General features: G+C 63.6%; 8 protein-coding genes and 1 pseudogene. 5 read left to right on the top strand and 4 right to left on the bottom strand.

Going from position 1 to position 10,348, the window contains the following annotated elements; genetic code table 11:
• Nucleotides 1–166, bottom strand: a pseudogene (locus BLIN9172_RS09960) (IS1380 family transposase); the annotation flags it as partial.
• Between the two features lie 163 nt (nt 167–329).
• Here BLIN9172_RS09960 and BLIN9172_RS09955 point away from each other — a divergent pair.
• The 5 genes from BLIN9172_RS09955 (at nt 330) to BLIN9172_RS09935 (ending at nt 5,349) form a co-directional block, all read left to right on the top strand.
• Nucleotides 330–1,754 (top strand): sensor histidine kinase, encoded by a 1,425-nt coding sequence (locus tag BLIN9172_RS09955; RefSeq protein WP_101554928.1) that lies wholly within the window; start codon nt 330–332, stop codon nt 1,752–1,754.
• On the top strand, nt 1,751–2,407 hold the full coding sequence (locus tag BLIN9172_RS09950) for a response regulator (protein WP_101554927.1): 657 nt from the start codon (nt 1,751–1,753) through the stop codon (nt 2,405–2,407). The genes BLIN9172_RS09955 and BLIN9172_RS09950 overlap by 4 nt, the downstream gene beginning before the upstream one ends.
• Before the next feature lie 263 nt (nt 2,408–2,670).
• Nucleotides 2,671–3,753: a hypothetical protein gene (locus BLIN9172_RS09945; protein ID WP_101554926.1), complete on the top strand. Its 1,083-nt coding sequence runs from the start codon at nt 2,671–2,673 to the stop codon at nt 3,751–3,753.
• 44 nt (nt 3,754–3,797) lie between these two features.
• Nucleotides 3,798–4,979 carry a hypothetical protein gene (locus BLIN9172_RS09940; protein WP_101554925.1) on the top strand — a complete coding sequence of 394 codons (1,182 nt, stop codon included), beginning with the start codon at nt 3,798–3,800 and terminating at the stop codon, nt 4,977–4,979.
• The gene (locus BLIN9172_RS09935; RefSeq protein ID WP_240812040.1) at nt 4,948–5,349 is read left to right on the top strand and encodes a helix-turn-helix transcriptional regulator; all 402 of its coding nucleotides are present in this window, start codon (nt 4,948–4,950) and stop codon (nt 5,347–5,349) included. The genes BLIN9172_RS09940 and BLIN9172_RS09935 overlap by 32 nt, the downstream gene beginning before the upstream one ends.
• Here the strand turns inward: BLIN9172_RS09935 and BLIN9172_RS09930 are convergent.
• The 3 genes from BLIN9172_RS09930 to BLIN9172_RS09920 are packed head-to-tail and all read right to left on the bottom strand — an operon-like array spanning nt 5,321 to nt 10,090.
• Nucleotides 5,321–6,337, bottom strand: a complete 1,017-nt coding sequence (locus BLIN9172_RS09930) for a class C sortase (protein ID WP_101554924.1) — start codon at nt 6,335–6,337, stop codon at nt 5,321–5,323. The two genes, BLIN9172_RS09935 and BLIN9172_RS09930, sit on opposite strands and share 29 nt — an antisense overlap.
• Nucleotides 6,334–7,716 (bottom strand): SpaH/EbpB family LPXTG-anchored major pilin, encoded by a 1,383-nt coding sequence (locus tag BLIN9172_RS09925; RefSeq protein ID WP_101554923.1) that lies wholly within the window; start codon nt 7,714–7,716, stop codon nt 6,334–6,336. The genes BLIN9172_RS09930 and BLIN9172_RS09925 overlap by 4 nt, the downstream gene beginning before the upstream one ends.
• A 10-nt stretch (nt 7,717–7,726) precedes the next feature.
• Nucleotides 7,727–10,090, bottom strand: a complete 2,364-nt coding sequence (locus BLIN9172_RS09920; RefSeq protein ID WP_101554922.1) for a SpaA isopeptide-forming pilin-related protein — start codon at nt 10,088–10,090, stop codon at nt 7,727–7,729.
• Nucleotides 10,091–10,348 lie beyond the last annotated feature (258 nt).

The raw sequence follows: 10,348 nt of genomic DNA, 5'->3' as shown, positions 1-10,348 counted from the left end.
GGGTAGCCAGTTTCGGTGCCGGGTTCGCGCCCTTGTCGGCTCCGGTGGTGGTCACGGTCAGACGGTCTTCGGCGAGGTCTGGCAGGCCCGCCATCTGGGCGAGGCTCATGATCGGGACGAGCCCGGTAGTGGCCGTCAGGTTCGCATCGTCGAAGGAGTGAGACACAGACGCGGGTGTGTGGTTGAATAGCACCTGAGAGGTGCCCCTTTCTTGAACGGGAATGTTGACTTCGAACATCATCATTTTCCCAGTTCAGAAGGGGCATTTCCATTTCACGCGCGGCTTGATCCTGCTACTCGCATCGGTGGATCAAGGCTAAGCTGAAAGGATGACGGAGGACAGAACGAGCGAACCACGGACCTCGGCACGCCTGTCGGCCGAGGCTCGCAAGCCGAACCGTTCCGACTTCTGGCTCGTTGCCGCCCTTACCGTCGGCTCGCTCATCTTCGCCATCCTCTATGAAGGCAGCGGGTTCTGGGAATTCAAGGCCCCTCTGTGGGTCGTCTGCATCCTCTCCGTCGTTGTCACCGTGCCCCTGGTGTGGCGTCGTCGGTTCCCGAATTTCATCGCATGGTTCATCACCACGCTCTACGTCACCGCGCAGATCCTGCAGATGATGGAACCCGGCGTCTCTCAGATCGTCCTCTTCACATCGGTCTATGCGATCGGCGCGTTTCGCTACAGTCAACGTGCCGCGTTCATTTCACGCTGTCTGCTGTGCCTGGCCATCCTCATCTATGTCATCGTCTCGGCGGCCCTGCAGTTCCAGGATCTCGGCGACCTGACTTTCGTCCAGTTCGCCGCGGCTACCGGGGTGACTTTCCTGATCAACACGGTCTTCTTCGGTGGAGCGTGGCTCTTCGGCAACCGGGCGTGGAAGCAGCGGCGACTGCTAGAGGAACTCCGTGCGGCCAACGAAGAGGTCCGTGAACAGGAGCAGCAGCTGACTCGGCAGGCTCTCGACCTCGAACGCGTCCGCATCGCGCGGGAACTCCACGATGGAGTCGCCCACCATATCGCCGGGGTCGGAATCCACGCCGCTGCCGCACGCCGCAGCCTTGAGAAGAACCCCGCCAAGGCCAAGGAATCGCTCCAGGTCATAGAATCCTCGACTCGCGAGACCGTCGACGAACTCCGAGCCCTCGTCTATACGCTGCGCGAAACGGACTCGTCGACCGACGTCACCGCCGCCACGGACGGCACAGCCGCGACCGGCGGCCAAACGGCTGAAAAGCTGGCTGACGCCGCTACGGCGGCATCGACGAAAGGCAACCCCAGCCTCGGCGACCTTCCGGAACTCATCGAATCGGCCCGACGATTCGACCAAACCGTCGAGTACGCAACGATCGGGGACCCTCGCCCGCTCACTCCGATCACCGAGATGTCGATCTACCGGGTCATCCAGGAATCCCTGACCAACTGTTCTCGTTACGCGGGCGTCGGCGCCGAGGTGGATGTGCGGCTGCGCTACGGCAGCACCGATCTCGAGGTGGAGGTCAGCGATTCGCGCCCGTCACGAGGTTCGGTCACGTCCGGTTCCACTGAGACCCGGGCCGAGGTCAAGGGGCTAGCAAAGAGCGAAGGATTGGGACTGGGCATCGTCGGCATGAGGGAACGCATGACCGCTCTCGGCGGCAACCTCGAGGCAGGACCGAAGTCCCGCGGAGGATGGATCGTCCGCGCCCGCATCCCCTACCCGCGCAGCACCGCAGATCACTTGTCCTCTGATACTCCAGCAAAGGCAACCACATGATCCGAGTCCTCCTCGTTGACGACCAGTCGATGGTCCGCACCGGCTTCCGCACGATCCTCGAAGCGGAGGACGGCATCACGGTCGTCGGTGAGGCCGAGAACGGGCAGATCGCCATCGACAAGGCACTCGAACTGTCCCCGGATGTCATCTGCATGGATGTGCAGATGCCGGTCATGGACGGGCTCGAGGCGACCGAGGAGATCGTCCGCCGAGGTGCTGCCGGAGCCGTCCTCATGCTCACGACCTTTGACCGTGACGACTTCCTGTTCCGCGCACTCGCTGCCGGCGCCAGTGGGTTTCTGCTCAAGACCGCCGAGGCCGAACAGCTCATCGACGCGGTCACTGCTCTGGCTGCCGGAGACGGACTGCTCTCCCCCGAGGTCACCCGCCGGGTCATCGAACGCTCCGTGTTCACCCCGGAACCGTTAGCACCGAGCGCGCCCGAACTCGCGCAGCTCACCGACCGCGAGCTCGAGGTGCTGCGGCTGGTAGCAACCGGAGCGAGCAATTCCGAAATCGCCGGCGGACTGTTCGTCGGCGAAGCGACCGTGAAGACTCACGTGTCGAATCTGCTGTCGAAGCTCGGCATCCGCGATCGCATCCATGCCGTGATCTGGGCGTATGAAAACGGGGTCGCAAAGGTCGACGGCTGAGCGCCGAGCGGGCGTCGGCCCGATCCCGACCAGCTGCCTCGGTGAGAGGATCGTCAGTCTCGGGGAGGGTGCCGACGGTCAGAAAGCGGACGCAGGATTTGAGAAATCGACAACGGGAGTGATATACGTCTCAGTGTAATAGCGAAATACTTTTCATCCCTCCCCACCGACCCCACCCACCACATTCACGGTCGCCCCGGCGAACGGCATCACGGGCCTCCTCACGGCCGCTCCGCTTCGCAGACCGGAAAGGCTGCGTCTCCATGCACAGTGTGGACGGCTTCGTGCCCGTCGATCCCGCCTACGACCGACTCGTACACCGGGCCCCGACACGCAGTCGCGAGTCAGCGCAGATCCTCAGCTTCCTCGATTCCGGGCAGTCCGTCCTCGTGGTCTGTCTCCCCGGGGACGGAGCCTTGGACTTCGCCCGCTTCCTCGCAGCCGCGCTCGGTCGACCTGAGCAGACCCTGTTGCGGGTGAGTGCCCACACCACCGCCGAGGAGGTCGCCGAGTTCGTCGACGACGCCACGCTGAGCGGAGGCCCTCGGATCATGAGCGGAGCACACCTGCTGACTTCCGAAGCCAACATCCTCATCGACCAGGCACTGCACGAGAAACGGGTGCCCGTCGCCTACCTTGTCGATGGTGATCAGCTGCGCCTGGTCCATCAGGGCGACGACAGTGTGCTCAAGCAGATCGCCGAGAGTTGGAGCGCCGGGGAGATCGGACGGGTCGACCTGGCTCCGCTCACGGGCCGCGAGTCCATGGCGCTCGTGGCAGGCCTGTCCCCGATGACGCCGCTCGATGATCTTCAGCTGCGCACCCTGGCGGCGCTGTGCGCCGGCAGACCGCTCGTGGCTTCCGACCTCGTCGCCTGGGCTGAGGAGGACCCTCTCCGGGTTCCTCGCCACTACCCTCACTCCAGTTCGGATACCCCGTTCTTCAGTTCACGCGTGCTCTCGCGGTTCGCTCCGGTCTATCCGCGGATGCGCGCCTCCACGCTTCTGGCCGCTCGCCGCCTCGGCGACCTCAGCCCGATGCCCACGCGCACAGCAAAACAGCTCTTCGGGGATGCGGTCGTCACCCGGCTCGTCGACCTCCGTCTCGCTCGGGAGTTCGAGGTCAGCGGTCAGCCATCGGTGGCGGTCTCGCCGCTGCATGTCGGCAGCATGGCAACCAGCTCATCGGGGAGGCCGATGCTGCAGATGAGGAGAAGTTCGCTCGTCGTCTCACGATTCTGTGGAAGGCCGGCTATCCGGTCGGCGAGGCCGCAGAGATCAGTCTGGCTCGCGACATCATCAACGGGGGTCGTGAGATCGATTCCTCTGAGGCCGAACTACTGCTGACGGCTGCACGCGTCCTCAACCGCCTCGGCGATCCGATGGAGGCGATGATCTTGCTCCATGTGGTCGAAGACGCAGCGAAAGACGATGCTCTGATGCTGCTCGAATGGAAGCTGCAGTCGATCACGGCACGACTCCTGAGTGGCGATCGGACCGGAGCGATCGAACTCGTCAGAACCGGTGTCGAGCATGGACCGCTGAGCTGCAATCGGGAGGCGGTTCTGCTCGAGCTGTTATTCACATCGGCCGCGGCGATGGCAGGTGAGCCCGAATTGCCCCAATGGTGGACGGATCACCTGCGGGATAAAGTCGACCCACTCATCCCAGGCATCGCGAACCTCGTGACTTCGTTTGCCGGGAGCGGGATGACCCGAGTCGACGATGCGCGGGCGGTCGCGGACTCCCCGCAGTCGTCAGATGCCCTGCGCTTCGCCGCATACGCGGCTCTGTGCCAGTACTATCTCAAAACCGACAATGCCGATGCGCTCCGCGCCGCCGCCAAAGAAGGCTACGAACTCTGCGTCAAACTCACGACCGTCCGTCCCGGGGAACCGGTCGGCTTCACCTACACCATGGCCTGGTACTTCATGGTCGGAGCGACGGTGAATTGCCTCCTGGCCGGGATCGAACCTCAACGGTCGGAGTTCATCACTCACAAACTCCTGGAAGCCGCCAGTGCAGCCTCCACGCACAGCGGCTGGCAGCTGGATGCGACAGCGTCATGGTGCATCGGCGTCCAGCGTCTGCTCGATGGGGAGACCGATTTGGCAGCTCGGGACTACGAGGCGTTCGCAGCGTCGGTCACTCCTGCACTGCTCGCCGTCGGTTGGGGACTGCGCGACACCCTCGGACGGTGGCAGCGCAGCAACGCCCCTTACTATCGCGCCGCGTCGAACGAGGCCTCGACTCCGGCGCGGGGCTATCGCTTCCACGACGGGCTGGCCGCCTTCTTGTTGGGCCCCGGGGCGAAGAATCCCGGACCGATGCCTGCATGGATGCATACCATGTTCGCTCATGCGCGCGTCCTCGACGGCACCATCACCGCCGCCGAGGCGTGTGCGAGCCTTCCGGACGAAGCCGCTGACCTGAATCTGCCCGGGCCGCGTGCCGCGCGGCGGCATCTCGATGCCTCGGCCGCTGGGGACGCCGAGGCGCTCCTGGCCGCCGGTCTGGAACTGCGGTCCGTCGGCTACCGGGGTGCTTGCCCGCCACGCCTTCGCCGAGTCTAGGGCTCTGTTCCTCGCTCAACGTCTCAGTTCCCGCGCACGCGTGGCCGGCGAAGCACTCGATGCGCTGCGTCAGCGCGCAGCTACGCCTCCGGAACATCCGCAGCCACGTGAAGACACCGCGATCTCCGATGCTGCGGCTCCGGCCGTCACCCTGACTGAACGGGAGCTCGAGGTGTGCCGACTCGTCGCCGAGGGACTGACGAATGTGCAAATCAGTCAACGTCTGGTCCTGTCGGTGCGCACTGTCGAGTCACATGTGCTGCAGGCTCGAGCGAAGCTCGGTGCCGAACGTCGCCGGGACATCCCGAAGCTCATGCTGGCACTTCGCGATACCGGCCGAATCAGTGCCGTGGGCCGGACGGGGGCTTAGCCGTCTTCGTGAACTGAGCTGCCGCCTCGGCGGGGATATCGGTCACCGGCTTCCCACCTTTCGGTCGCACGGGTCGACCTGACCACCAGACGTAGATTCCGGCGGCCACGAGGCCTGCGGCCATGATGACGATCCACCAGGGGAACCCGGGCAGATCGGATTCCGCGAGCCCTGATTCCTGGTCGGCGGCGGGGGTCGGGTAGACACGTTCCGCGGTGACGAGGATCCGCTGGGAGTTGATGCCCAGGGGCGTGCACGTGACGAGGGTGACGAGGTCACGGTCGGAGATCGTGCCCAGGGATTCGGTCTCATCGGGGTCGACGACCTGAGTCCTGATGACCTGGTAGCTGAGCACCTGCCCGAAGGTCGTGAGCGTGAATCGGTCGCCCTTGCCAACCTTGTCGAGGTTCGTGAACATCGTCGCCTCGGCGAGTCCCCGGTGGCCGGTGATGACCGAATGGGTGCCTTCTCCGCCCACGGGCAGGCTGGTGCCTTCAAGGTGACCGAGTCCTTTGAGCAGGGTCGCGTCGTCGGTGCCGTGGTAGACGGGCAGGTCGACGTCGATGGAGGGAATCCGCAGCCGGGTCATCACTCCGGGTCCGCCGTCAACGAGCACATCCTCATACGCCGGAGCACCAGCGGCCGAGATGCCTTTCCCGGACGGCAGACGGTGGTTCGATTCCAGCTGCGCGCCCGATTCGAGCGCCTCGTTGTACTTGTGGGCGAGCGCGATCTGCCGGGCGTTCTCAGCCTTGTCACCTTCGGTCACCCCAGCTGCGTTGTCGACGATCTTCGACTGGTCGAGCTGGGAGAACCACGCCGCCGCACTCGGGTAGATCCAGATGCCCAGACCGGTCAGGGCGATGAGCGCGATGACGAGGGAGAGAACAGGCACGCGCCAGCGGCGCCCGTCGGTGGACGGACGCCGCGTGGACGTGCCCGGCACGGCAATCTGGGTGGACTGCCTGCCGACAGGTGAATGGGTCACACCTGGTTCTTGCGGCGGTTGGCTGCGACGATGCCTGCACCACCGGCGATGAGCATGAGGCCGACTCCGGCGATCATCGCGAGCAGTTTGCCGTCAGCACCGGTCAGCGGCAGGTCGGGGTGACCCTGCTGGGTGTTGGCGAATTCGTACTTGACTGCGGCAGCGGTCTCGCCGGCCTTCACGGTGACTTCATTGATGCTCTCGTCGAGGATGTAACCGGTCGGAGCCTTCGTCTCCTTGACCCAGTACTTCTTCTCGGCGACATCGTTGTTGCCGACCCACAGGGTGATCGAAACAGTGCCGTCAGCTGCGGTCGTCACCGAGGCGACCTTGTTCTGTCCGTCCTTGTCGGAGAAGATGTCGAACTCGGCGCCAGCCAGGGTGCGCGCTTTGTCGCCGGCGACGTGCTTGATGATCTGCAGCGAGCCCCAGTTGGTGCTCACGGCCGGGGTTTCGACGGACGAGTCGTTGGTGTTGACCAGCGCGGTGTTTTCGATGGTGCCGTCGCCCTGCGAGGTGACCTTCGTTGTGACGGTTGCAACGACCTTCTGCCCGGTCTCGAGCTTACCGATGCCGGCTGCGGTGAAGTTGATGGTGATCTTCTGACCAGCTTCATCGATCGTGTAGTCGGTGCCTGCGGTGAAGCCGGCAACCTTGGCTGAGACGAAGCTCAGACGTGGGTCGAGCTGGTCGACGATCGAGAACTTCTTGATGCCGTTGTTCGCAGCCGGAACCGGTGCGGTGATCGTCCAGTCGACGGTCTCTCCCAGGACGGGCGCCGAGGGGTTCGAGACCTCCTTGGTCGGTTCCGTGTTGTTCACCGAGTTCTTCGGGTAGACGTTGACGTCGTAAAGCCACTTGCCGTTCGACTGTGCAAACGGCAGGGTGACGAGGAACGGGTCGGTCGTCGACGTCGCGTTCGTCGGAGCCTTGGTCTCTTCCACGAGGTAGAGGCCCAGCGGCAGTCCGCCGAAGGTCGCAAGTCCGCCGTTCGCGGTGGTCTTCGAAACACCGTTGCCCAGCGAGAATCCTCCGCCCTTGACATCGGAGGCCTTGAGACCGCTGATGAGGTCCCAGCCTTCGGGGGTCTTGAGGTCGATGGTCTGGCCGTCCTTGGCCGTGACCTGCTTGACCGTGAACTCAGCACCGTCGAGTGGCTTGCCGAGGTTCGAGGTGTCGGTCTTCACCGATCCGTCACCGCCGTCGGTGCCATAGGCACCGTCGTACTTGTGGACGATGATCGAGCCGGTCTTTCCGGTGTCGATGTTGCCCACGTTGCTGTCGGCCTGCGCCGTGCCGGCCAGGCCGAGCACGCTCAGCGAGGCGATCGCGGCCACCGCGGTCAGACGCCGCAGAAGACCCATTTTCTTAACTTTCATTGTTTCCCTTTCAGTGCTTCCGGTTCCTGCGGCGCAGGCCCTTGAGAAGTGCGATGGCACCGGCGGCTGCGAGCAGTGCTGCTCCGCCGATGAGGTAGATCTGGCTTCCGGTTCCACCCGTGAGTGGCAGCGCCACCTGGGGCTTCTGCTCGTTGGTGTACGACCCGAGCTTCTTGTCGAGCTCGGATCCGGAGACCGTGAACGTGTGTGGGGTGTCGTCGAGGATGTATCCGGCCGGGGCCTTCTTCTCCGTCAGCGTGTAGTCGCCCCATTTGAGGCCGGTGACCGAGAATTTCCCTGCCACCGGGTCCTTGTCCTGACCGTTGCATTCACTCGCCGAGGCGGCTGCGCAGTCCTCGATGGTCAGTTCGGATCCGTCGGGTCCGGTGAGGGTCCACACCGAACCCTTGAGGGCATTGCCGGACTCGTCGGTCTTGCCCCAGGTCACGGCGCCGGTCTTCGCGGTGTTCGTGATGGTGCAGGTGACGTCGTCACCGGACTTCAGGGTCACGGAGCTCTTGTCAGAGGTGACGACTCCGGAGCCGGAGGTCGGCTTGCACACCCAGTCGGAGGCCTCGTAGCCCTTCGGAGTACCCGCCTCGGACAGTGAGTACTTGCCGGCCTTGACCTTAGCCTTCGTGACTTCGGTCGATCCGGTCTTGCCTTCGATCGTCTTGTTTCCTGAGGCGGTGTCACCGGCTGCCTTGAGTGTCCAGTCGGTGTCCTTGGCGGTGCCGGCGGCGGCCTTGTTGTCGACCTTCTTCACCAGGGTCAGCGCGGTGTCGCTGACCTTGTTGACGTAGGCGCAGTCGACGTTGTCGCCCGGCTTGATTCCGGTGAGATCGGTGCTCTTGTCGCTGGTGAGCTTCTTCGTGTCCTTCGACCCGTCGAGATGGGTGATCTCGCAGGAGCCGCTCTTGAACTCGAAGCCGTCCTGCTGGGTTTCGGAGATCGCAACCGTGGCCCGGCCGGTGGTCTTCGAGAACTTCAGTCCCCACTTCGCGTCGCCGTTAGAGTTGGTCTTATGTGTGGCAGCGGTGGGGTTTGAGGTCACCGAGTCAGTGGTGGCCGTCGCTTTCGCACCGACCGTCCAACCCTGGCCCGGCTTCTTGTTCGCACCGTTCTCGTCGACAACGTCCTTATGGATCGAGACATTCGCCGTCAGCGGAGCGTTCGTAATCGTGCAGACGACGGCTTCGCCGGTATTGGGAATGGTCACCGTGCCCGAGGTTCCAGTGCCCGAAGATTCGGCGAGTTCCTTACCGTCGACGGTGCACGAGTAGGTTCTGGCGTAGTCGCCCAGGTCGGCGCCTGTGGCTGCGGATTCGGAGAAAGTGATTTCGGCGCCGCGCTTGGCTGGCAGTGGTCCGACGATCTCGTCCTGGATTCCGGTCGCCGTCCCGGTGGTCGTTGTGGCTCCGAGTTCTGTGTCGCCCTGTTTGAGGGAGAGGCCGAACTGATCGCTCGATTTCGCGCGGCCACCCTGCACGTCCTTCTGGAGAGTGATAGTCGCCGGGGAGGAGCACGAGGCGAGGTCAGTGCTCGACCATGATCCGCTGGCGAACGACTGTTTGTTCGACCAGTTGGGCATGTCGTAGCTCGTAATGGTGTCACCGGTGCCGAGATAGGCCTTGCCGGCGGCGTCGAATGACACACCGTTGACGTTGGAGTTCGTCGTGAAGCCGGCGGAGTTCGACGAGGCAATGGTCCCGCCGTTCGCCTTCGCCAAGCTGGCCGCGGTGACGGAGAAGACGGTCGTCGTGGTCTCGGATCCCCTGACGATGAAGAGGTTGCCGTTAGTATCGAAGGCGATGTCACCGTTGGCCGCGCCACCGGAGCCGGCGCTCGTATCGATGGTGCCTTTGTACGCGATGGCATTGGTCGAGGCGTCGTAGACATAGAGCCTGAATGACGTGCCGCTTCTGGTGTAGCCGCCGAAGTAGTACCGTCCAGTGGAGAGATCAACCGCCCCGCCGATGAACCCGATTCCGCTTACGGTCACTGATTTGCCCGTAGACGCCCACTTGCCCGTGCTCGAGTTGAACCTGAAGACGGTAAGACCTGTTTCCGAACCCAACCAGTTGAAGTTGCGCTCATAGGCATAGGTTGCAGAGCCGTCCGGTCCAATGCCCAGTCCGTTGAAGTTGCTGACGCGACTTGCAGCATCGCCAACATTCTTTGGCGATCCGCCAGAGATCTCACGTATCTGCCCCGACTGCGACACCGAATAGACGACGCCGGGCTCGCAGGTGATCGACACCGGGGCCGCCTGGACAGGAGCGGCTGGCAGCACGATGGCACCGCCGGCGGCAACCAGGAGCACAGCAGTGAGTGCAGCCCACCAGGCGCGCACGCGCAGACCTAACCGGGTCATACATTCCTCATTTCGAAGTCGAGCAAGGTGTTTCAGCTCGCTTCGGGTCCCTGAGCGCGCACGACGAAGTGCGATCGATTTCGGGGATGGGGAGAGACGAGCTGGTCGAGCGCCTCCGAGCTATGGAATCGCAGGCTCAACTTCATTGCTCAGACCCTGCCCTTCAGCAGTATTCGAGTAGTCCGCGACCATCTGAGTAGTTTCGGTTTCGACTACTCAGTAGTTTGACTTTCAATCACTGAAATATCTGTCGAGTGC

The organism is Brevibacterium linens ATCC 9172 (assembly GCF_900169165.1).
GTDB lineage: Bacteria > Actinomycetota > Actinomycetes > Actinomycetales > Brevibacteriaceae > Brevibacterium > Brevibacterium linens.
This window is presented reverse-complemented; position numbering and strand designations above follow the sequence as displayed.

Excerpts from the sequence above, each read along its gene's own strand:
- BLIN9172_RS09955 (WP_101554928.1), top strand. The coding sequence starts at position 330 with ATGACGGAGGACAGAACGAGCGAACCACGGACCTCGGCACGCCTGTCG.
- BLIN9172_RS09920 (WP_101554922.1), bottom strand. The coding sequence starts at position 10,090 with ATGACCCGGTTAGGTCTGCGCGTGCGCGCCTGGTGGGCTGCACTCACT.
- BLIN9172_RS09945 (WP_101554926.1), top strand. The coding sequence starts at position 2,671 with ATGCACAGTGTGGACGGCTTCGTGCCCGTCGATCCCGCCTACGACCGA.
- BLIN9172_RS09950 (WP_101554927.1), top strand. The coding sequence starts at position 1,751 with ATGATCCGAGTCCTCCTCGTTGACGACCAGTCGATGGTCCGCACCGGC.
- BLIN9172_RS09925 (WP_101554923.1), bottom strand. The coding sequence starts at position 7,716 with ATGAAAGTTAAGAAAATGGGTCTTCTGCGGCGTCTGACCGCGGTGGCC.
- BLIN9172_RS09940 (WP_101554925.1), top strand. The coding sequence starts at position 3,798 with ATGATCTTGCTCCATGTGGTCGAAGACGCAGCGAAAGACGATGCTCTG.